This is a genomic window from Flavobacterium defluvii (assembly GCF_900129555.1).
In the GTDB taxonomy this organism is placed as follows: domain Bacteria; phylum Bacteroidota; class Bacteroidia; order Flavobacteriales; family Flavobacteriaceae; genus Flavobacterium; species Flavobacterium defluvii.
Window position 1 is genome coordinate 1 of record NZ_FQWC01000004.1, and the last position, 21,639, is coordinate 21,639.

22 protein-coding genes are annotated in these 21,639 nt (G+C 32.6%); 11 read left to right on the forward strand and 11 right to left on the reverse strand.

Annotation, left to right across the window (positions count from 1 at the left end; genetic code table 11):
- Positions 1-858: 858 nt before the first annotated feature.
- The 7 genes from thrS (at position 859) to BUC29_RS10430 (ending at position 6,770) form a co-directional block, all read left to right on the forward strand.
- Positions 859-2,805, forward strand: coding sequence for a threonine--tRNA ligase (gene thrS, locus BUC29_RS10395; RefSeq protein ID WP_073416037.1), 1,947 nt, complete (start codon positions 859-861; stop codon positions 2,803-2,805).
- Positions 2,806-2,821: 16 nt separating this feature from the next.
- A complete protein-coding gene (gene infC, locus BUC29_RS10400) occupies positions 2,822-3,376 on the forward strand; it encodes a translation initiation factor IF-3 (RefSeq protein ID WP_394332990.1) in 555 nt (184 codons plus the stop codon).
- Between the two features lie 120 nt (positions 3,377-3,496).
- Positions 3,497-3,694 (forward strand): 50S ribosomal protein L35, encoded by a 198-nt coding sequence (gene rpmI, locus BUC29_RS10405; protein ID WP_011921545.1) that lies wholly within the window; start codon positions 3,497-3,499, stop codon positions 3,692-3,694.
- Between the two features lie 180 nt (positions 3,695-3,874).
- Positions 3,875-4,219, forward strand: a complete 345-nt coding sequence (gene rplT, locus BUC29_RS10410; protein WP_008464948.1) for a 50S ribosomal protein L20 — start codon at positions 3,875-3,877, stop codon at positions 4,217-4,219.
- Between the two features lie 123 nt (positions 4,220-4,342).
- Entirely contained in the window at positions 4,343-4,915 is a 573-nt protein-coding gene (locus BUC29_RS10415) for a Crp/Fnr family transcriptional regulator (RefSeq protein WP_073416041.1), read from the forward strand.
- Positions 4,916-4,994: 79 nt separating this feature from the next.
- Entirely contained in the window at positions 4,995-5,429 is a 435-nt protein-coding gene (locus BUC29_RS10420; RefSeq protein ID WP_073416043.1) for a carboxymuconolactone decarboxylase family protein, read from the forward strand.
- 534 nt (positions 5,430-5,963) lie between these two features.
- Positions 5,964-6,770, forward strand: coding sequence for an endonuclease/exonuclease/phosphatase family protein (locus BUC29_RS10430; protein ID WP_073416047.1), 807 nt, complete (start codon positions 5,964-5,966; stop codon positions 6,768-6,770).
- On the opposite strand, the gene BUC29_RS10435 is transcribed toward BUC29_RS10430, so the two are convergent.
- The 10 genes from BUC29_RS10435 to tgt form a co-directional block, all read right to left on the reverse strand.
- The gene (locus BUC29_RS10435; RefSeq protein WP_073416049.1) at positions 6,767-8,026 is read right to left on the reverse strand and encodes an asparagine synthetase B; all 1,260 of its coding nucleotides are present in this window, start codon (positions 8,024-8,026) and stop codon (positions 6,767-6,769) included. The genes BUC29_RS10430 and BUC29_RS10435 overlap by 4 nt on opposite strands.
- Positions 8,027-8,367: 341 nt before the next feature.
- Positions 8,368-9,033: a response regulator transcription factor gene (locus BUC29_RS10440; protein WP_073416050.1), complete on the reverse strand. Its 666-nt coding sequence runs from the start codon at positions 9,031-9,033 to the stop codon at positions 8,368-8,370.
- 110 nt (positions 9,034-9,143) lie between these two features.
- Positions 9,144-9,932 carry a sensor histidine kinase gene (locus BUC29_RS10445; protein WP_073416051.1) on the reverse strand — a complete coding sequence of 263 codons (789 nt, stop codon included), beginning with the start codon at positions 9,930-9,932 and terminating at the stop codon, positions 9,144-9,146.
- Between the two features lie 145 nt (positions 9,933-10,077).
- On the reverse strand, positions 10,078-10,698 hold the full coding sequence (locus BUC29_RS10450) for a hypothetical protein (RefSeq protein ID WP_073416053.1): 621 nt from the start codon (positions 10,696-10,698) through the stop codon (positions 10,078-10,080).
- A 23-nt stretch (positions 10,699-10,721) separates the two neighbouring features.
- Complete coding sequence (locus BUC29_RS10455) at positions 10,722-11,075, reverse strand: hypothetical protein (protein ID WP_073416055.1); 354 nt, start codon at positions 11,073-11,075, stop codon at positions 10,722-10,724.
- A 192-nt stretch (positions 11,076-11,267) separates the two neighbouring features.
- Positions 11,268-12,812, reverse strand: a complete 1,545-nt coding sequence (gene dnaB / locus BUC29_RS10460; RefSeq protein ID WP_073416057.1) for a replicative DNA helicase — start codon at positions 12,810-12,812, stop codon at positions 11,268-11,270.
- A gap of 141 nt (positions 12,813-12,953) precedes the next feature.
- The gene (locus BUC29_RS10465; protein ID WP_073416059.1) at positions 12,954-13,907 is read right to left on the reverse strand and encodes an acetyl-CoA carboxylase carboxyltransferase subunit alpha; all 954 of its coding nucleotides are present in this window, start codon (positions 13,905-13,907) and stop codon (positions 12,954-12,956) included.
- Between the two features lie 112 nt (positions 13,908-14,019).
- Positions 14,020-14,907, reverse strand: coding sequence for a DMT family transporter (locus BUC29_RS10470; protein ID WP_073416061.1), 888 nt, complete (start codon positions 14,905-14,907; stop codon positions 14,020-14,022).
- A complete protein-coding gene (locus BUC29_RS10475) occupies positions 14,894-15,982 on the reverse strand; it encodes an LptF/LptG family permease (RefSeq protein ID WP_073416063.1) in 1,089 nt (362 codons plus the stop codon). Before BUC29_RS10475 ends, BUC29_RS10470 begins: the two co-directional genes overlap by 14 nt.
- A gap of 88 nt (positions 15,983-16,070) precedes the next feature.
- A complete protein-coding gene (gene tgt, locus BUC29_RS10480) occupies positions 16,071-17,201 on the reverse strand; it encodes a tRNA guanosine(34) transglycosylase Tgt (RefSeq protein ID WP_073416065.1) in 1,131 nt (376 codons plus the stop codon).
- Between the two features lie 331 nt (positions 17,202-17,532).
- Here tgt and BUC29_RS10485 point away from each other — a divergent pair, with 331 nt between their 5' ends.
- The 3 genes from BUC29_RS10485 (at position 17,533) to BUC29_RS10495 (ending at position 19,949) form a co-directional block, all read left to right on the forward strand.
- Positions 17,533-17,835, forward strand: a complete 303-nt coding sequence (locus BUC29_RS10485; protein WP_073416067.1) for a hypothetical protein — start codon at positions 17,533-17,535, stop codon at positions 17,833-17,835.
- Between the two features lie 237 nt (positions 17,836-18,072).
- Positions 18,073-18,924, forward strand: a complete 852-nt coding sequence (locus BUC29_RS10490) for a transketolase (protein ID WP_073416068.1) — start codon at positions 18,073-18,075, stop codon at positions 18,922-18,924.
- Positions 18,925-18,995: 71 nt separating this feature from the next.
- The gene (locus tag BUC29_RS10495) at positions 18,996-19,949 is read left to right on the forward strand and encodes a transketolase family protein (RefSeq protein ID WP_073416070.1); all 954 of its coding nucleotides are present in this window, start codon (positions 18,996-18,998) and stop codon (positions 19,947-19,949) included.
- A gap of 74 nt (positions 19,950-20,023) precedes the next feature.
- Here BUC29_RS10495 and BUC29_RS10500 read toward each other — a convergent pair whose 3' ends face one another.
- On the reverse strand, positions 20,024-21,154 hold the full coding sequence (locus BUC29_RS10500; protein ID WP_073416072.1) for a BamM family beta-barrel-assembly machinery protein: 1,131 nt from the start codon (positions 21,152-21,154) through the stop codon (positions 20,024-20,026).
- A 79-nt stretch (positions 21,155-21,233) separates the two neighbouring features.
- On the opposite strand from BUC29_RS10500, the gene BUC29_RS10505 reads away from it, so the two are divergent.
- Positions 21,234-21,632, forward strand: coding sequence for an RNA-binding S4 domain-containing protein (locus BUC29_RS10505; protein WP_073416074.1), 399 nt, complete (start codon positions 21,234-21,236; stop codon positions 21,630-21,632).
- Positions 21,633-21,639 lie beyond the last annotated feature (7 nt).

Here is a 21,639-nt window from a genome sequence, read left to right on the forward strand (position 1 = left end):
TATCAAAGAGCTTTCCGTGTTTTGCGGGGTGCAAATGTAAAAAGCATTTTCAAATCTCACAAGCTTTTTTGAATCTTTTTTTCGAAAATTTCTTTTCCCTAAATCCATATAACCTGTCAGTATTTCGAAGAGCGTTTTTCGCTGTTGCGGGTGCAAAAGTAGAACCTTTTTCCATTTATACAACAACTTTTCCCAAGTTTTTTTATTCTTTTTTTGATTTATTTCTTAACTCACTGACAGCCCCATATTTACAAACTCATTTTTTTTTCACCTCGTGTCAGGCTTTTCCTTAATATAATGCAGTTTTTATATTTTATACCCCCAGGGGTAGTCTGTTTTTAAAGGATTTTTATTCTTTCATACCCTTTTTTGAAGTAAAAGCAGGTTCTTAAAATATCATTCCAGCCCATTTTAATCCCAAACAAACACCAAAGCCAGTGCTTTTTCCTATCACTAACCCTGAAAATTCTTTTCTAAAACAATCCCGGCAGGCCCGACAGCGCAAAAGTTCCCGAGAAAACTTTATTCTGGGATTCAAAACAAATGATCCAATACAAATAACAGCATTAGTCCCTGATTAAATCAAAAATCTTTAAACATTCGAACAGAAGAATGTTTGTAGTTACAGTATAAACATACCGCAGCAAGTCTCTAACAAGATTGAAATCGAATTTTATCACTATACATATATATGTATAAACAAAAACCGACTCTTTTAGAAAACTATCTGGTTCTATAGATAAAGTCACTCTTACTATACAGTATAGCTTTTACTTTAATATAATGAAGCAATCTTACATATATATATTGTATGTAGTTTTGTAATCACTTATATTTGCATTCACAAAATTATAAACAATGATCAAGATTACTTTACCCGATGGGTCAATTAGAGAGTTCGCTCAAGGCGTAACTCCAATGGAGGTCGCTAAAAACATTAGCGAAGGTTTTGCAAGAAATGTTATTTCTGCATCTTTTAATGGTATAACTATTGAAACCGAAACTCCATTAACGACCGATGGTAATCTTATATTATATACATGGAATGATGCTGAAGGCAAAAAAGCTTTCTGGCATTCGACTTCGCACGTAATGGCTCAGGTTCTTGAAGAACTATATCCTGGAATTAAACTGACTTTAGGACCTGCAATAGCTAATGGATTTTATTATGATGTAGATTTTGAAGATCAAAAAATTTCTGAAGCTGATTTTAAAAAGATCGAAGACCGTATTCTTGAAATCGCAAGAGGAAAGTTCGATTTTAAAATGCGCCCGGTAAGTAAAGCAGAAGCATTAGAAATGTACAAAGACAACGTTTACAAGACTGAATTAATTTCGAACCTTGAAGACGGAACTATCACATTCTGCGATCATTCTACTTTTACTGATTTATGCCGTGGTGGACATATTCCTAATACTGGAATTATCAAAGCGGTAAAAATCATGAGTGTTGCTGGTGCTTACTGGAGAGGTGATGAGAAAAACAAACAGTTAACTCGTGTTTACGGAACTTCTTTCCCTAAACAAAAAGATTTAACTGAATATCTTGAACTTCTTGAAGAAGCAAAACGTCGTGACCATCGTAAACTTGGAAAAGAATTAGAACTATTCGCTTTTTCACAAAAAGTGGGACAAGGTTTACCTTTATGGTTACCTAAAGGCGCTGCTCTTAGAGATCGTTTAGAGCAATTTTTAAAACGTGCTCAAAAGAAAGCAGGATACGAACAAGTTGTTAGTCCGCATATTGGTCAAAAAGAACTTTATGTTACTTCTGGTCACTATGCAAAATATGGTGCTGATAGTTTTCAACCAATTAATACTCCTGCAGAAGGTGAAGAGTTTTTATTAAAACCAATGAACTGTCCTCACCATTGTGAAATTTACAATGTAAGACCTTGGTCATATAAAGATTTACCTAAGCGTTATGCTGAATTTGGTACTGTTTACAGATACGAGCAGTCTGGTGAACTACATGGTTTAACTCGTGTTAGAGGGTTTACTCAGGATGATGCACATATTTTCTGTACTCCGGAACAATTGGATGAAGAATTCAAAAAGGTAATTGACCTTGTATTATATGTATTTGGCTCATTAGGTTTTGAAAACTTTACTGCTCAAATTTCATTGAGAGATCAGGAAAACAGAGACAAATATATAGGTACAGATGAAAACTGGGAAAAAGCTGAAAACGCTATTATAAATGCAGCAAAAGATAAAGGTCTTAATACTGTTGTTGAATATGGCGAAGCTGCTTTTTACGGTCCGAAACTTGACTTTATGGTTAAGGATGCTTTAGGAAGACAATGGCAATTAGGAACTATTCAGGTAGATTATAACTTACCTGAACGTTTTGATTTGACATACAAAGGTGCTGATAATGAATTACATCGCCCTGTTATGATTCACAGAGCTCCTTTTGGATCTATGGAACGTTTTATAGCAATTTTACTAGAACATACAGCAGGAAATTTCCCACTTTGGCTAATGCCTGAACAGGCTATTATCTTGTCTTTGAGCGAGAAATACGAAAATTATGCTAAAAAAGTTTTAGATTTGCTAGAAAATCACGAAATTCGCGCCCTAATTGATAACCGAAATGAAACAATCGGTAAGAAAATTAGAGATGCAGAAATGCAAAAAATTCCATTTATGCTTATTGTTGGTGAGGAAGAAGAGAAAAACGGTACAATCTCTATTCGTCGTCACGGACAAGAAGGAAAAGGTAATATCACAGTTTCTATCGAAGAGTTTGCTTCGATTGTAGACGAAGAAATAAAAAAGACATTAAAAGTATTTACAGTTTAACTTAAATTAGAAAGTCATAGCAATAAAAAGTAACAGAGGTTTTCAACCTCGCGTAGAAAAAAAAGACACACACAGAATAAATAATCTTATTCGTGTTCCTGAAGTACGTCTTGTAGGGGAAAACATTGAACCAGGGGTTTTTAAAATAGCTGATGCATTACGCTTAGCTGACCAGCTTGAACTGGATTTGGTGGAAATTTCGCCAAATGCCGAACCACCGGTTTGTAAAATCATGGATTACAAGAAATTTGTTTACGAACAAAAGAAACGTGATAAGGTTTTAAAAGCTAAATCATCTCAAGTTGTAGTAAAAGAAATTCGTTTTGGTCCTCAGACAGATGAGCATGATTATGAGTTTAAAAGAAAAAATGCTGAGAAGTTCCTTAAAGAAGGAGCTAAATTAAAAGCATTTGTTTTCTTTAAAGGTCGTTCTATCATCTATAAAGATCAAGGGCAGATTTTATTATTACGTCTTGCTACAGATTTAGAAGAGTTTGGTAAAGTTGAAGCTATGCCGGTTCTGGAAGGAAAGAGAATGATTATGTTCATTGCTCCAAAGAAAAAGAAATAAGTCTTTAAGTTCTAAAGTCCTAAAGTTTAAAAGTCAGTTAGTGATTTTTAAACTTTAGACTTTTTAAACTTTTTGACTCAAGATATAAGTAAGTAAGAATAAATTAAAACACTAGGAAAAATGCCTAAAATGAAAACTAAATCTAGCGCTAAGAAACGTTTTAAAGTTACTGGCTCTGGAAAGATTAAAAGAAAGCATGCTTTTAAAAGTCACATCTTGACTAAAAAATCTAAAAAACGTAAATTAGCTTTGACGCACTCAGCGCTAGTTCACAAAACTGATGAGAAAAGCATCAAACAACAATTAAGAATTATCTAATAAGCCTAAGTTGCAAAGTGATAAAGTTTAAAAGTCAATAGATGACTTTAGACATTTAACTTTAATACATTAGACTAAAGAATTCTTTAGGTTAAAAAATTATTTATATAACCTTGGAGTATGGCCATTAAGTTCCTTTGATTCAATTCAGGACGCCTGCTACAAAAAAACATTAAAATTATGCCAAGATCGGTAAATTCAGTTGCTAAAAGAGCAAGAAGAAAAAAAATAATGAAGCAAGCCAAAGGTTTCTTTGGAAGACGTAAAAACGTTTGGACAGTTGCTAAGAACGCGGTAGAGAAAGCAATGAGCTACGCTTACCGTGACAGAAAACAGAATAAAAGAAACTTCCGTTCATTATGGATTCAACGTATTAACGCTGGAGCTAGATTAGAAGGAATGTCTTATTCTCAATTCATGGGAAAAGTTAAAGCTAACGGAATCGAATTGAACCGTAAAGTTCTTGCAGATTTAGCTATGAACCACCCAGAAGCTTTCAAAGCTATTCTTAACAAAGTAAAATAAAACGTTTATAAACTCAATTTAGATTTACTTACTTATCATAAAGAAACCATCCGTTAATTCGGATGGTTTTTTGTTTTTACAACAATCTGCTTTACCTTTAAATCTATTTTAAACAATTACAAAATGTTTACACCTCTTTTTAATCATATACAAAAATTCATAGTACTTGAACCTTCAGAAATTGATATTTTAGAATCGCACCTTAGTATTTCAAAAGTTAAAAAGAAAGAGCATTTATTACAGGAAGGTCAGGTTTGTGACACATTATACTTTATATTAAAGGGCTTTGCGAGACAATATATTATCAATTCAAAAGGAAGTGAGCAAACATTGCAATTTGCTATTGAAAATTGGTGGATAACTGATTATTTAAGCTATCATAACACTACTCCTTCTCACTTCTATATCCAAACAGTTGAAAACTGCGAATTAATAGCAATTCAAAAAAGTACTTTAGAATCTTTACTTATCGAAATTCCAAAACTGGAAAGATATTTTAGAATAGTTTCTCAAAAATCTTTTGGAGCTGCACAAATGAGAATTAAATTCCTTTTTACAATGTCGGCAGAAGAACGATACAATCATTTCAAAAAACAGCAACCCGATTTTGTACAACGTGTTCCGCAATATATGCTTGCTTCTTACTTAGATTTTTCTGCTGAATTCATGAGTAAAATTAGGGCGGGAAAAGTATGATTTGAATTTCTTGAAGTAGTTCAAGTTTTTAAGAGAATACATTACTGACCTTTGTAATGAACTTTTAAAACACATAAAAATGAAATCAAGAATTGTTATCCCGAACGTTGCTCCAGAAGCTTATCAGGCTTTATTAAATTTAGAAAAATACATTTCTTCTACTTCACTAACTCCAGTCCATAAAGAATTAATTAAAATACGTGCATCTCAAATTAATGGCTGCGCTTATTGTATTAATATGCATACTGCTGACGCCAGAAAATACGGAATTTCTGAACAGAGAATATATTTAATTAGTGCCTGGCGTGAAGCAGACGTTTACACTGAAGAAGAAAAAGCAATTTTAGCTTTAACAGAGCAGGTTACTTTAATTGGAAATCATGTTTCTGATGAAGTTTATCAAAATGCCGCAAATTTATTTGATGAAAAATATTTAGCAGAAATAATTTTGGCCATTATTACCATTAACTCTTGGAATAGAATGGCAATTACAACCGGATTGAGAGCTTCTTAATTTTTACAAAAACAGATTTTACAACTTTATACCTTATAAAAACCCTCTTAGTAAGAGGGTTTTGTTGTATTTACCTTTAAATGAGAACTAATAAAACAGAATTGAGGTATTTTTACAAAAACAGGTATTTTTACTCTTTCATAAAATTTTAGACTTTATAATTTTTGCAGATTAAATTTTACATTGCGGAATTCCGTAATAAAATACTTTTAAATCGATTTATGTTTGCTTTAAAAATTGAAAATACCAGTTGAGCCCTAAACATAAATTTGATCTAACTGTAAGCATTAATCCTCCAAATAATATAATTATGAAAACAATGTTTCTTTGTTTTTTCTTATCCATAAGTTTTGCTTTCGTTTCTGAAAAAACCGGCTGGCTTGAAGTAGACTGGAAACTCATCTTTATACCGGCTCTTCTTGTTTTACAAATAATTATTATTAGAAAGGCTTTAAAAAGCAGGTATAAAAAAATATAAATATTTTCATACATTAAAAACTTTTAAAATATTATATTTGATTTTTTTAATGCCTTATGAAATCTTTTATCACCTGCATTTTTTTATTATTTGTTTCTCTTAAATCTTTTCCTCAAACCAAAATTATTTCCTGGAATTTAAAAAATTTTGGAAAATCTAAATCACAACCAACTTTAAATTTTATTGCCAATACAGTTAAAGATTATGACATTATTGCAATTCAGGAAGTTGTTGCCGGATATGGCGGTGCGCAGACAATTGCTAAGCTTGCTAATTTATTAAATGAAAAAGGGGCAAAATGGGATTACTCTATAAGTGATCCTACAAGCGGAAATAGTTACAAAAGAGAACGTTATGCTTTTATATGGAAAACAAACAGAGTAAATTTAAAAGGAAATGCGTGGCTCGAAAAAAAGTATCATTTAGAGATTGATCGCGAACCTTATTTTGGAACCTTCGAGGCTGATCGAAAAACGTTTACTCTTGTCAATTTTCATGCTATTACAAAAAGTAAACAACCAGAAACTGAAATTAAATATTTTAAATTTCTTCCTCAGGAATATCCAAATTTGAATCTGGTTTTTTTGGGCGATTTTAATTGTCCACAATCACATACGGTTTTTAATCCACTAAAAAAAATGGCTTTCGTTCCGATATTTCAAAAGCAAAAAACAACACTTAAAAAAGAATGCATCGAGAATAATTGTCTGGCTTCTGAGTTTGACAATGTCTTTTATAATTCAAATAAAATAAAATCCATTAATTCCGGCGTAATTTTGTTTTATAAAAAATTTGATTCACTTGAAGAAGCCCGAAAAGTTTCTGACCATATACCGATCTGGACTGAATTTTCTTTAAATTAAGTTTTAAGTTTTTTCTTTTTTGCGGCTGGAAACAAAACATTATTTAAAATTAAGCGATATCCCGGAGAATTTGGATGTAGGTCTAAAACAGTTGGCGGATCTCCAACCTGATGTTGAAAATCTTCAGGATCATGGCCTCCAAAAAAAGTAAACATTCCTTTTCCTTTTTCTCCATGAATGTATCTTGCTTCGCCATTAAGCTCACAAGTTCCCATAACCAAAACATTTGATTTAACCAATGTTTCATTAAAAGATGTTGTCTGCCCCATAAATCCTTTTACTAATTGTGTATGATTTTGGCATAACATGCTTGGAATTGGGTCCCATTTTGCAGAAAATTCCATTAAAGTAAAATAATCTTTTTCCATTGGAACTCTTCTTTTTCCCGTCATATCTATATCTGAAAACTCATAAACTTCTGGTCTTCTTTCTAAAATAAAATCTTTAAATGCGAAAGAATTGGAATAATTGAGTTTTGACTGATAATTAGATTCGCTTGGATCTCCATCAAACATAGTTTCACAAATGTCAACACCATCAGCGGCAAGGGCAATATCAAAGCTATCAGTTGCAGAGCACATTGCAAACATAAAGCCGCCGCCAATAACAAAATCACGTATTTTTTTTGCAACAGCGCCTTTTTCCAGAGATACTTTTGAATAGTCTAGTTTTGCGGCTAAAGCTTCAGCATCTTTTTTTTGTTCTATATACCAAGGTGTATTTTTGTAGGCAGCATAAAATTTTCCGTATTGTCCAGTAAAATCTTCATGATGAAGATGCAGCCAGTCGTAAAGTAAAAGTTGATCGCTCAAAACTTCTTCGTCATAAATTGGAGTAAAAGGAATTTCGGCATAAGTCAAAACCAAAGTAACGGCATCGTCCCAAGGTTGTTTTCCTTTTGGAGTATAAACTGCAATTTTTGGCGCTTTTTCAAGGATTACAGATTCCATATTTTGAGACGGACTCGAAATATCATTTAAAATTGAAGCTTCTTCACTATCTGACAGTATTTCAAAACTAACTCCACGTATTTTGCATTCTTTGCGTATTTCTTCAGCATCCGGCAATAAGAATGATCCGCCGCGATAGTTTAAGAGCCAGCTGGCTTTATAGTCCCTACTCAAACACCAATATGTTATTCCGTAAGCTTTTAAATGATTTTGCTGTGTTGTTTCATCCATTGGAAGTAAAATAAACGATGCTTTTGCACTAACACAAAACAGCAAAATAAAAATACATACTACACTTTTTTTCATCAAAAAAATATTTTAGTAAAGATATAAAGGAAGCTTTAAATAAAGCAATAGAAGCCTAGTTTTATAATGGAATAAAACTGTTAATTAACGCTATCATGAAGTAATAAAGATTGAAATTTTATAAAAAACACGTAAAAACACGTAAACTTTGAAAACTTTTTCTGTCTAAATTTGGAATCCAAAATCGACTAAATCAATCGATTAAAAACTTAAACCATGAACTATAACCCAAACAACCAACCAAAAGATTTTAGTATAATGCAAAAAATAGGCATTTGTGTCCTGGTTTTTACAATAATTGTTTACTATGTTTTATCTATTCAATTTTTAACAAGCTGACATTACAGTGTTAAAACTGCAATTTCATTTTGAATAGCATACACAACAAGACCTGCAATATTTCTTGATTCTGTTTTTAATAATAAATTATTACGATGTCCTTCTACTGTTCTGGGACTTAAAAAAAGATGTTCTGCAATTTCTGTAGTTGTTTTTTGCTGGCAAATGAGCTGTAGGATTTCGATTTCTCGGGGAGAAAGAAAGCTAGTTTCCAAACTGCCTTTAGAATTTTTTGTCGATACAATTGTTTCCTGAATTGTTTTTAAAACATTCTCATTGTAGAAAAACCCTTTTTTGTTTACTTCGTTAATCGTTCTAATCAAATCTTTTGGTGTAGTATTTTTAATTAGGTAAGCCACAGCCCCTACCTGAATCATATTTGCAATAAAAGATTTTGAGTCATAACTGGTTAAGGCAATTATCTTTATGTCAGGAAAAGATTTTCGGATAATTTTTGTTGCTTCTACGCCATTTAAAACCGGCATTTTTAAATCCATAATAATGATATCTGGCTTTACTTCATTATTATTTAATTTAGTAACAAGCTCTTCACCGTTTGAAGCTTCAAAAATAATCTCAATGTTATCTTCTCTCTGCAATAAAAAAGCTATTCCTTTTCGAAATAATACTTCGTCATCGACTAAAGCAATTTTAATAACGGCATTCATTTTGTTTGTTTTTGGTCATTTGGTTTTTCGAAATTACAAAATATGAATTAATAAAAGCTAAAGTTCCTTGCTTTATTAATATTTATTGCTAAATATTTCCTGAATTTGTCTTAAAAAGTAAAAATTACTGCAATTCCTTTATTAATTTCCGAGTCAAATTTTATAGTTCCGTTTAAAAAAGAAATTCGGCTGTCAATATTTTTCATACCAAGCCCTTTTTGATTTTCAAGATTTTTGCTGTCAAAACCAATTCCGTTATCTTCATAATAGCAGGTATTTATTCCTTCATTATTTTTAAATGCAATCCAAATTTCGGTTGCTTTTCCATGACGAAGCGAGTTATTCATTAATTCTTGTAAAATTCTAAAAACATGCAAATGACGATCGATATTATCATCAAAATCAATTTCGTTTTTATAATATGTTTTTACCGATTTACTACTTTCAAATTCTTCGCATAATTCTTCTACTCCGGCATTTAATCCAAACTTTTCAAAAACGGGCGGCAATAAATTGTGAGCAATTTTTCTCGAGTTTTCAAGAGCTTTTGTAGTGAGATTAATTATGTTTTCGGTTATTTCTTTAGTCTCTTCTTCGGTTAAATTTGGTGCAGAAAGCAAATGTGTATTCAAAGAAACAATATTAAGCTTCGAACTAATATCATCATGTAAGTCCTGAGCAATACGTTTACGTTCTTCTTCTTGTGTAATAATCACTGCATGAAGCTGCTCTTTTTGATATTGCAAGATCAAATCTTTTTTTTCAAGCTCTTTTTGGATGATCTTTTTTCTTGAAAAATAAAAGAATATTATTAATGAAACTGCTACAATTATAAAAAATAAAGAGATATATAAAATAATTGCAACCAGTTCTTTTTCAGGAATTGAATGAGTGCTCATTTTTTAGGTTTGAAATATTTATTAATACAAGAATCAAATATATTTAATTTGGCTGTAAGGTGTTAGAAAAAAATAACTATCAAAAAAATCTCTATCAGGAAATTCCTGATAGAGATTTTTTTTGGCTAATTGTTCATTCTAATTGTCAATTTTTATAAAAACTTCTTTTCCATTCGTACATAATCAATAAGTGGTAAATTATAAATAAAAATGCGTTTAGCTTCCATGAGAGATATTTCAAATTTTCACTTAATGTTAATGTCAGATTTCCAACCAAATACAAAATTGTAGAACCTAACATAAAAAGAATCACAGCTATCGTAACATAATAATATGTTTTACTTTCTGTAAGCATATTATAAAAATGTAATAACGCAAAAACCACAATCATTAGAGAAGTAACGGTAATCTCAAATAAATTAAATTTAAAAAACAGATCTGGTTCAATACAAAACTGAATTCCTAAAATTAACAGAGCAATTATAATTCCCCACTTTACAAATAACTTTTGAATTTTCAATTTTAAAATAGAATGATAAAACATTCCTAAAAAAAGCATTTGTCCAATAACAAAAATATTAACGAGGACTAAATTGCTCTTATGAAGAGAATAAACCAATTCCATTGAAAATTGCATTACAAACGAAAAAGCCAGGTAGGCAACAAAAAAAACATTAGCTTTTCCCTTTCGGAAAAAGCTAAATGCATATAATATTAGATTTATTAATAATATTAAATAACCTAAATATATTAAAAAATCATCCATTATTTTAAATACTTATTTAAAAATCAATATGGAGGACTTGGCCTTGTACCATCATATACAACATCTTCAGCACTCTCGGCTGATTTATTTTGCTGTGAAGATTGTCCGTACACGTCAATGTATTTACCCGTTTCTTTATCATATTGGGCACCAACAAAAAGTAATGTCTTTTCATTTTGGTCATTAATACCAATGTAAGCACGAACTGCTTCGGTATTAAGCTGCAAAACTTTTTCTAAACTTTCTCTTGGAATCAAATAAGATTTTACTTTGTTTTTAGAATCTTCGACCGTGGTATCATCCTGGTATCTCTTTTCCCATTCTTTAGCAATACTTAACGGAACTTGAATAGGTCCTGGAAAGGCTTCTTCACTCATAGTTTTAAAATTTTAATTAGTTAATAATTTTATAATTGTTTATGGTATTGCTAATCTACCGAATTAATTTTTATATAAGAAATATTATTTTGTGAAATTATGTGCAAAGCTGTATAATCTTTAAATGAAAAAATCTTTACAAGCACTGTGCTTATAAAGATTTTTTTTTATTTAATTATTTTATTTTTTTATTTAGAACGGAACATCGCTATCATCATCGTCATCATTTAAATTACTTCCAAAAGCTTCATTTGCCGAAGGAAGATTTTTGGTAATGAACGGATTATCGTCATGATTCATTTTTGAAGGCAAATCATCATAACCGCCGCTAAAGTCTTCAAGGTTATCAAACTTTCCTAAATGTCCTAAGAATTTTAAACGAATATTATCAAGTCCACCATTACGGTGTTTCGCTACAATAAACTCGGCCTGACCTGCTGTTGAAGACTGCTCATCATCATCCCACTCTTCAATTTTATAATATTCCGGACGATAAATAAACGATACAATATCGGCATCCTGCTCAATCGCTCCAGATTCACGAAGATCCGATAGCAGCGGACGCTTGCTGGAACCACGCGTTTCTACGGCACGCGATAACTGAGAAAGTGCAATAACGGGTACGTTTAACTCTTTTGCCAATGCTTTTAAGTTTCGGGAAATTGTCGAAATCTCCTGCTCACGATTTCCTCCGCCTTTAGCATTACCTCCCGCCGTCATTAACTGCAAGTAGTCAATAATGATCAATTTAATTCCGTGCTGAGAAGCCAAACGACGGCATTTTGCACGTAAATCGAAAATTGAAAGTGAAGGTGTATCATCAATAAACAATGGTGCTTTTTCTAAATCTTTAACTTTAGTACTCAGCTGTTCCCATTCGTGTTTTTCCAGTTTTCCAGTTCTTAACTTCTCTGAAGACAATCCTGTTTCAGATGAAATAAGTCTCGTAATCAACTGAACAGAAGCCATCTCCAGAGAAAAAACTGCAACTGCATGCCCAAACTGAATACTGATATTTCTTGCCATCGATAGTACGAAGGCGGTTTTACCCATACCCGGACGAGCAGCAATAATAATTAAATCCGAAGGCTGCCATCCTGATGTTAACTGATCTAATTTTTCAAAACCGGTTGCAATACCACTCAAACCTTCTTTACCTGCAATTTCTTCAATACGTTTTTTTGCCTGTAAAACTAAACTTTGAGCTGTTTCAGAACTACGCTTGATATTTCCCTGAGTTACTTCATATAATTTCGACTCAGCTTTGTCCAGCAAATCAAATACGTCTGTAGTTTCGTCATAAGATTCTTCAATAATTTCAGATGAAATTCTAATCAAACTTCTTTGAATAAATTTTTGAAGAATAATACGCGAGTGAAATTCGATGTGTGCAGAAGAAGCGATTTTCTGCGTAAGCTGAATTAAATAAAAATCTCCTCCTGCCAGTTCAAGCTTTCCATTTTTCTTTAACTGAGTCGAAACTGTCAATATATCAATTGGCTGAGTTTCTGTAAAAAGCTGTAAGATTGCCTCAAAAATATGTTTGTGGGCATCTTTGTAAAAAGCATCTGGCTGTAAAATATCAATTACATCATCTACCCCTTTTTTATCAATCATCATGGCGCCAAGTACGGCCTCCTCCAAATCAAGAACTTGTGGAGGAAGTTTTCCTTTTTCCAGATTAATAATAGTGGTTTTGTCTACCTTGACAGGGTTTACATTCTTGAAATTTTCCATATAGCGAAAGTAACAAAATTTGAAAAAAAATTGTTATCGAGTTATAACTATTCTGTTGTTTATAAATATGTTTATTTTGTTGATAACCAAAAAAAAATCCGAAACCGCAGGGCTTCGGATTTTTAATCATTTTATATGAATTTACTCTTTATACTCGCCCATATTGCTGTATTTGTCCATTCTTTGGGCAATAAGCTCGGCTGTTGATAAGTCTTTCAATTCGTTATATCCTTTTGTTATATATTCTGCCACTGTTTTAAACGTAGTTTCGCGATCATAGTGCGCTCCTCCTAGTGGTTCCGGTATAACATCATCTACTAATTTTTGTTTTTTCATATCTGATGAAGTCAATTTCAGAGCTTCAGCAGCACGTTCCTTGTACTCCCAGCTTTTCCATAAAATTGAAGAACATGATTCTGGAGAAATTACAGAGTACCAAGTATTTTCTAACATGTAAACACGGTCTCCAACACCTATTCCTAAAGCTCCACCAGAAGCTCCTTCTCCAACAATAATTGTAATGATTGGCACTTGCAGACGAACCATTTCAAAAATGTTTCTTGCAATAGCTTCTCCTTGTCCTCTTTCTTCGGCTTCAAGTCCCGGATATGCACCCGGAGTATCTACTAAAGTTAAAACCGGAATTCCGAATTTTTCTGCCATTTTCATTAAACGCAAAGCTTTACGGTATCCTTCAGGATTCGCCATGCCAAAGTTACGGTATTGACGTGTTTTTGTATTAAACCCTTTTTGCTGACCAATAATCATAAACGATTGTCCGTTTACTTTTCCAAGACCGCCAACCATAGCCTTATCATCTTTAAAACCTCTGTCTCCATGAAGTTCCAAAAAAGTATCGCCGCAAATTGCTTTGATATAATCTAAAGTATAAGGTCTGTTTGGGTGTCTTGACAATTGTACACGCTGCCAAGCCGTAAGGTTTTTATATATTTCTTTTTTAGTTTGTTCTAATTTCTTGTTGATTTCTTTACAAGTCGGCGTAACATCGACGTCAGATTCTTTTCCAATTATAACACACTTTTCTAACTGTTCTTCAAGTTCTTTTATTGGAAGCTCAAAATCTAAATATTCCATGGATTTTTGAATTTTGTTTTTAAATCGAACCGCAAATATAAAAATATTATACTATTCGAATTATTATTTCGTCTTTAAAATGAAAAAATGCAATTTTAACATAAGATAAATACTACACTTTATCTTTATTCTTATAATGTTTAAAAACACCATTTAAAATAACAGTAATGACAATAATTACTGCACCAATATAAAATTCTACACTCATTTTTTCTTTTCCTCCAAGAATAAAATAAGCTAAAAGAATCCCGTAAACAGGCTCTAAATTAGTGGTTAACATTACTGTATAAGGTGTCAATCTTCGCATAACTTTTACAGAAGCAGTAAAGGCATATGCTGTACAAACAGAAGCCAAAACCAATAATAGAACCCAGTTATTTAAAGACATTACAAAAAAGTCTGCATTGAATTTCCCAATTACTAAAAAATAAATAGAAATAAAGAAAACTCCGGCTCCAAATTCGTAAAATGTTATAACTGAAGGTTCGTGATCTGAGATTAATTTTCCATTCATTAAGGTAAATAAAACACCCAGAATTATTGAAATTAAGGCATAATAAACACCTGTTAAATACTTAATTTCTACTTGCAAAATCAATCCTAATCCCGCAATGATTATCAGTCCGAAGAAAACTTCGTACCATAAAACTTTTCTTCCGTAAAAAAGCGGTTCTAATAAAGAAGCAAAAAAAGCTCCTAGTGAAAAAATCGATAAGGTTATCGAAACATTAGACACATGAATGGCTTTAAAAAAGAAAATCCAATGGAGCGCAATTAACAATCCAACGAAAATTAATTTTGCTAATGATTGTGCTGATATTTTAAAAGATTCTTTTTTATAAATAATAAATCCTCCCAGAAAAATGGCCGCTATCAACATTCTAAACCATACCAGATTTTCGGCATCTATTGTAATTAAAGCACCAAGAATGGCTGTAAATCCCCAGATAAAAACAATTAAATGAAGATTTAAATAACTTTTTAAATTATCGTTTCGCATTACGTAACAGGTAAACTGCCAAAGCTCCAAAAACAATATTTGGGAACCAAACAGCTAATAAAGGTGAAAAAGTAGATTTTTCGGCAAGAGTACCAAATATTTTATCAAAGAATACAAATGAAAATGCAATTGCAATTCCAATAGCAAGGTTCATTCCCATTCCGCCACGGCGTTTCATCGAAGAAACAGATACTGCAATAATCGTTAAAATAAAAGCAGAAACCGGTATACTGTATTTTTTATAAAGAACTACCAAATAAGTATTGATGTTTCCTGAACCTCTTTTTCTTTCTTTTTCGATAAAATCATATAATTTACCTAATGTCAATGTCTCTGCAATGTAAACAACAGGCGTTAAATCAGCAAGCTCAAACTTAAACTTTACATTTTTTTCAGGTGCTTTTTCTATTATATCATTCAAATCATTAAGCGTTCGTTTTGTATAATCGTACAAGATATAAGTTTTTAACTTTGGGTCCCATTTTATACGACTTGCTGTAATCTTATACGTAAGTTTGTCTTTTTCGAAATGCTCAAGCGTAAAATTAAATGCCGTTTTCGATTCTTCGTTAAAACTGTTTACAAAGATAAAATCGTGGTCATTAATTTGTCTGTAAACATTAGTATTTTCGCCACGCATGAGTTCTTTTCCATTTCCTTTTAAATAGGTGTACCTAAAATTATTATAACCTTCACTTGCAGCAGGAACTATAAAAAATCCCATCAGCAAAACAAAAATCGAAACTATAGTTGCACCAATAATATAAGGACGAAGAAAACGCGTAAATGAAATACCGGAACTCAAAATCGCAATAATCTCAGTATTATTAGCCAGTTTTGAAGTAAACCAAATAACCGATAAAAATAAAAAAATCGGGAATAATGAGTTAATAAAATAAATTGTAAAATTGTAATAATAGAAAGCAATATCCATAAACGGGATCTTGTTTTCGAGCATCTTATTTACTTTTTCAGAAACGTCGATTACGATTCCAATAGGCGCAAACAAAAGCAGCATCACAGAAAAAGTTCCAAGATATCTTTTTAAGATGTATTTATCTATTATTGACAGCATATAGTTTTTGTTTTTGTTGTTTCAGGTTTCAGGTTTCACGTTCTGTAGAGAACCTGAAACCTGAAACCTAAAACTTGAAACTCTTTTATTAAAGTCTTTGACTCATATTTTTAACCATCATTTCTTTCCATGGTTTAAAATCGCCTGCTAAGATATGTTTTCTAGCCTCACGAACCAACCACATGTAGAAACCAAGATTATGAATAGTAGCAATTTGTTTACCTAAATATTCATTGGCCGCAAATAAATGGCGTAAATAAGCTTTTGTATATTGTACGTCAACAAAAGTGTGTCCCATTTCATCAATTGGAGAAAAATCTGCTTCCCACTTTTTATTTTTAATATTGATTGTTCCGTTTGCTGTAAACAACATTCCGTTTCTGGCATTACGGGTTGGCATTACACAATCAAACATATCAATACCTAACGCAATATTTTCTAATATATTTATAGGGGTTCCAACGCCCATTAAGTAACGAGGTTTATCTTCCGGAAGAATTTCGCAGACAACTTCTGTCATTGCGTACATTTCTTCTGCGGGCTCCCCTACAGATAAACCGCCAATTGCATTTCCTTGCTGTCCTGCATTTGCAATATATTCTGCAGACTGGCGACGTAGATCTTTATACGTACTTCCCTGAACAATTGGAAAAAAAGTTTGTTCGTAACCGTATTTATAAGGTACTTTTTCTAAATGATTAATACAGCGGTCTAACCAGCGGTGTGTCATGTGCATAGATCTTTGTGCATATCTGTAATCGCAAGGATATGGCGTACACTCGTCAAAAGCCATAATAATATCTGCACCAATTGTACGCTGAATTTCCATTACATTTTCTGGAGTAAAAACATGATAAGATCCATCAATGTGCGATTTAAACTTTACTCCTTCTTCTTTAATTTTTCTGTTTGAGGAAAGAGAATATACCTGATATCCACCAGAATCAGTCAAAATATTACGATCCCAATTCATGAATTTATGTAATCCTCCTGCTTTCTCAAGGATTTCTGTTTGCGGACGTAAATATAAATGGTAAGTGTTTCCTAGAATAATATCCGGGTTAATATCGTCTTTTAATTCTCGCTGATGCACTCCTTTTACCGAAGCCACCGTTCCAACAGGCATAAAAATAGGCGTTTCGATTACGCCGTGATCAGTAGTTATACTTCCCGCTCTTGCTTTAGACTGCGGATCTTTTTGTAATAAATCGAACTTCATTTGTTTCTTTTTTCTCCCGACCGTTCGGGACGGCAAAGATAAGCTAATTTCAGAATAATTTAATTAGATAATTGGTCAATTAGAAAATTGAATTTTATGTTTTTGGGCGTTCCCTCCGGTCGGGCTATCCACTCTATCTTTTGCTCCGGAAAATATCATTTTAATCGAGAAATGACTACTGTCGCAAAAGGATGCCGTTTCTATCCCTAACGCAGCCCTTCTAAAAGAAGATATTGCAATGTAAAAACTGCAACAATCAGAGTATTAAAATATAACGGTTTCAAGTATTGCTTTCGTAATTTTAACTCATTCAACTAAAAATCTCGAAATCATGATAAACTCTGAAGAAAAATTAGATCAAATCAAGGATGAACAAATTGAAAAAAACCTTGAAAACATGGATTATCCGGCAAACGAAGATATTTATAATCAAGATAACAAACTAGAAGACATCAATCCCGAAGAAATTTCAGGTGAACGCATTATAAATCAGGACAATCACGAATGGAAACAAAACAGCGATAAAATCGGAAATGACTTAGATGTTCCGGGTTCAGAACTTGATGACGATCAGGAAGAAATTGGTTCAGAAGATGAAGAAAATAATTTCTACAGCGAGGGCGATAATAATTAATTTATTACGTTCGATTATTCAAAAGCCCTTTTTAGGGCTTTTTTATTTAGCAATTTATTGAAAACCTTAATTTCTAAAATGTTGAATTTGAAAAATCTAAAACAAATTGCTGTTTTTTTTAAGATTAATAAAAAAAGAAACAGAATTTAACAATTGTATCAAACTAAAGCAGAAAATCATTTGTCTCCCCGCAAAATAACGACTACTTTTGCTCCAGTTTAAACTTTTACATATAAAATGAAGCCTAACACACAACAATTAAGCGATTTAACGATCCAAGTAAGAAGAGATATTCTTAGAATGGTACATGCTGTAAACTCTGGTCACCCAGGTGGATCACTAGGTTGTACTGAATTTTTGGTAACGCTATACCAAAATATTATGGACCGCAAAGAAGGTTTTGACATGAATGGAATTGGAGAAGATATCTTCTTCCTTTCAAATGGTCATATTTCTCCAGTATTTTACAGCGTTTTAGCACGCAGCGGCTATTTCCCAATTTCAGAACTAGCAACTTTTAGGTTATTAAACTCTCGTTTACAAGGGCACCCAACTACTCACGAAGGTTTACCTGGTGTACGTATGGCGTCTGGATCATTAGGACAAGGCTTATCTGTTGCTCTTGGTGCTGCACAGGCAAAAAAATTAAATGGTGATAACCATTTAATTTATACTTTACATGGAGACGGAGAATTACAGGAAGGTCAAAACTGGGAGGCTATTATGTATGCTTCTGCAAAAAAAGTAGACAACCTTATTGCAACTGTCGATGTTAACGGGAAACAAATTGACGGAACAACTGATGAAGTTTTGGCAATGGGAAGCCTTCGTGCAAAATTCGAAGCTTTTGACTGGGATGTTATAGAAATTGCAGAAGGAAATAATATAGATGCAATCATTGCTGGATTAACTGATGCAAAATCAAGAACAGGAAAAGGAAAACCAGTTTGTATTTTATTGCATACTGAAATGGGTCACGGTGTTGATTTTATGATGCACACACATGCTTGGCACGGAAAAGCGCCAAATGATGAGCAATTAGAAAAAGCATTAGCTCAAAACTATTCTAAAGACCAAGTTGATTACTAAAACAGCTTTAAGCTTTAAGCTATAAGCTCTATGCTTATTGCCTACTGCCTATTGCATACAGCAAAAATAAAATGAAAAAATACGAAAATACAGGAAGCAAAGATACTCGTTCTGGTTTTGGAGCGGGAATGACTGAATTAGGTCAAAAAAACGAAAATGTAGTAGCATTATGTGCTGATTTAATTGGATCATTAAAATTTGATGATTTCAAGAAAAATCATCCCGAGCGTTTTTTCCAAATTGGAATTGCAGAAGCTAACATGATTGGTATCGCTGCCGGTTTAACAATTGGCGGAAAAATTCCATTTACAGGAACTTTTGCTAATTTCTCAACAGGAAGAGTTTACGATCAAATTCGTCAATCTGTTGCTTATTCAGACAAAAACGTAAAAATTTGTGCTTCACACGCGGGTTTAACTTTAGGTGAAGATGGTGCAACTCACCAAATTTTAGAAGATATCGGATTAATGAAAATGCTTCCGGGAATGACTGTAATCAACACTTGCGATTACAATCAAACTAAAGCTGCAACTATTGCATTAGCAGATCATCACGGTCCGGCTTATTTACGTTTCGGACGTCCAGTTGTACCTAACTTTACTCCTGTTGACGAACCATTTGTAATTGGAAAAGCTATTTTATTAAACGAAGGAACTGATGTAACAATTGTTGCAACGGGACATTTAGTTTGGGAAGCTCTTATCGCTGCTGAAGCTCTTGAAGCAAAAGGAATTTCTGCAGAGGTAATTAACATTCACACAATTAAACCTCTTGACGAAGAAGCTATTCTTAAATCAGTTGCTAAAACAAGATGTATCGTAACTGCAGAAGAACATAACTACCTTGGAGGTCTTGGAGAAAGTGTCTCAGGAGTATTAGCTTTACACAATCCAACTCCACAAGAATTTGTAGCAGTAAAAGACAGCTTTGGAGAATCTGGTACACCAGAACAATTAATGGAAAAATACAAATTAAACAATCAGGCAATTGTTGAATCTGTAGAAAGAGTTATCAAAAGAAAATAATTTTAGTTTCTCTTACTTTATAAAACAAAAAAACCTCGAAATTACTTTCGAGGTTTTTTTATGCCTTAATAAAACTATAGTTTTTGATAAGGATATGTTTTATCTAAATGAATTCTTAATCTTACTGGAGCTGTATAATCTTCTGGTAGAAAACTTCTAGGATTATTTATCGATTCTGTGTCCCCTTCAGTTTTAAGAGGTCCAGTTGGTCTTCTTGGAATTCCTCTTGGTTCAGTTTCATCAACATTTGGAGTATTCGGATTGTCTGTAACAGGATCCCAAGGATAATAAGTACTCACTCCATTAAATACGCCGTTTACCCATCCAATTTGTTCTTTAGGTTTTGTAACTTCATAATAAGTAGAGAAACCATCACCGTCATCATCAGTATCAACAAAATCAGCAATACCATCTCCATCTGTATCATCTTTCATAGTAGCTGGCGGAGTAGGAAATCTAGAAGTATCTCTCAAATCATAGAGATATCCATCTTTGTTTATATCTTCATTAATATCTAAAACACCATCACCATCGTGATCCAATCGTTGAAGATCAAATAATTTAAAGCTAAATACCAAAGGAGAATAAGAAGGAATATTATCAGCACCTCCTCCATAATATCCAAGTCCGGAAGGCAAAAACATCACTCCTGCACCAAAATCTTTATAAGTTACTGTTCCATCAGGACCTGCTGCATTTGGAGTACCGGTTTTAAACTGCGGAAAAATTTCACCCCAACCGTCAATTACAGCCTGAGAGGAATTCATATATAATTCAAAATTTCTACCTAATCCATAAGAAGAATCAAATACGGTCCCGTTTAAAAGGCTTCCTACATAGGATGCATAAATTCGGTCAGTATTCATAGGAGATTGTCCAACTCCTTTATTTAAAGTTAAGTAATATACTTTATAATTAACATCGTGATTATAAACATCTCTTGTCTGAAGAGGGTAATCGGTTTGATACATAATAGATGTTTGTGTACCTCCTGCCGGAATCTTTTCAATCGTTATATCAAAATTAGCCGTTACTTCTTTTATATAATGAGTCTTTAAATATTTAACAATAGAGTCATTATCTGCAGCATATTGTACCTTATAATCTCTTAAAGGAACTGTTTCAGGTTCATCTTTGTCTTTATTACAAGACACTATAGCTATACTTGCAAGCAATAAAACAAAGTAATATTTAAATTTATTCATTATTGTTAATTTTTTAGGTGCGCAAGATACAATATTGATTTATTTTTGTAAAGAATTTAACTTCTATTTTAGAAAAATTATGAGAATAGATAAATACTTGTGGTGCGTTCGTTATTACAAAACCAGAAACATGGTAACAGAGGCCTGCAAAAAAAATCAGGTTACTGTAAACGGGCAGGTTGCAAAACCATCAAAAGAAGTTTTTCCTACTGATAAAATTACTTTTAGAAAAGACCAGATTACACATATAATTACTGTACTTGATATACCGGAAAATCGTGTGGGGGCAAAACTTGTTGATATATACAGAAAAAATGAAACTCCGGCCGAAGCTTATGCACATTTAGAAATGCTTAAATTATCAAAAGAGCATTACCGTAAAAGCGGCGCAGGAAGACCAACTAAAAAAGACAGAAGGGATATTGACGATTACGGAACTGATTTTATCGACGACGAAGAACACGAAGATGAAATTTAAATTCAAA

Bases quoted from the DNA above. Each gene is read 5' to 3' on its own strand.
- tgt (WP_073416065.1), bottom strand. From the start codon at position 17,201: ATGAAGTTCGATTTATTACAAAAAGATCCGCAGTCTAAAGCAAGAGCG.
- BUC29_RS10500 (WP_073416072.1), bottom strand. From the start codon at position 21,154: ATGAATAAATTTAAATATTACTTTGTTTTATTGCTTGCAAGTATAGCT.
- BUC29_RS10475 (WP_073416063.1), bottom strand. From the start codon at position 15,982: ATGCTGTCAATAATAGATAAATACATCTTAAAAAGATATCTTGGAACT.
- thrS (WP_073416037.1), top strand. From the start codon at position 859: ATGATCAAGATTACTTTACCCGATGGGTCAATTAGAGAGTTCGCTCAA.
- BUC29_RS10450 (WP_073416053.1), bottom strand. From the start codon at position 10,698: ATGGATGATTTTTTAATATATTTAGGTTATTTAATATTATTAATAAAT.
- dnaB (WP_073416057.1), bottom strand. From the start codon at position 12,812: ATGGAAAATTTCAAGAATGTAAACCCTGTCAAGGTAGACAAAACCACT.
- rpmI (WP_011921545.1), top strand. From the start codon at position 3,497: ATGCCTAAAATGAAAACTAAATCTAGCGCTAAGAAACGTTTTAAAGTT.
- BUC29_RS10440 (WP_073416050.1), bottom strand. From the start codon at position 9,033: ATGAATGCCGTTATTAAAATTGCTTTAGTCGATGACGAAGTATTATTT.
- BUC29_RS10435 (WP_073416049.1), bottom strand. From the start codon at position 8,026: ATGAAAAAAAGTGTAGTATGTATTTTTATTTTGCTGTTTTGTGTTAGT.
- BUC29_RS10445 (WP_073416051.1), bottom strand. From the start codon at position 9,932: ATGAGCACTCATTCAATTCCTGAAAAAGAACTGGTTGCAATTATTTTA.
- BUC29_RS10415 (WP_073416041.1), top strand. From the start codon at position 4,343: ATGTTTACACCTCTTTTTAATCATATACAAAAATTCATAGTACTTGAA.
- BUC29_RS10490 (WP_073416068.1), top strand. From the start codon at position 18,073: ATGAAGCCTAACACACAACAATTAAGCGATTTAACGATCCAAGTAAGA.
- BUC29_RS10465 (WP_073416059.1), bottom strand. From the start codon at position 13,907: ATGGAATATTTAGATTTTGAGCTTCCAATAAAAGAACTTGAAGAACAG.
- BUC29_RS10470 (WP_073416061.1), bottom strand. From the start codon at position 14,907: ATGCGAAACGATAATTTAAAAAGTTATTTAAATCTTCATTTAATTGTT.
- BUC29_RS10455 (WP_073416055.1), bottom strand. From the start codon at position 11,075: ATGAGTGAAGAAGCCTTTCCAGGACCTATTCAAGTTCCGTTAAGTATT.
- BUC29_RS10420 (WP_073416043.1), top strand. From the start codon at position 4,995: ATGAAATCAAGAATTGTTATCCCGAACGTTGCTCCAGAAGCTTATCAG.
- rplT (WP_008464948.1), top strand. From the start codon at position 3,875: ATGCCAAGATCGGTAAATTCAGTTGCTAAAAGAGCAAGAAGAAAAAAA.
- BUC29_RS10495 (WP_073416070.1), top strand. From the start codon at position 18,996: ATGAAAAAATACGAAAATACAGGAAGCAAAGATACTCGTTCTGGTTTT.
- BUC29_RS10485 (WP_073416067.1), top strand. From the start codon at position 17,533: ATGATAAACTCTGAAGAAAAATTAGATCAAATCAAGGATGAACAAATT.
- BUC29_RS10505 (WP_073416074.1), top strand. From the start codon at position 21,234: ATGAGAATAGATAAATACTTGTGGTGCGTTCGTTATTACAAAACCAGA.
- BUC29_RS10430 (WP_073416047.1), top strand. From the start codon at position 5,964: ATGAAATCTTTTATCACCTGCATTTTTTTATTATTTGTTTCTCTTAAA.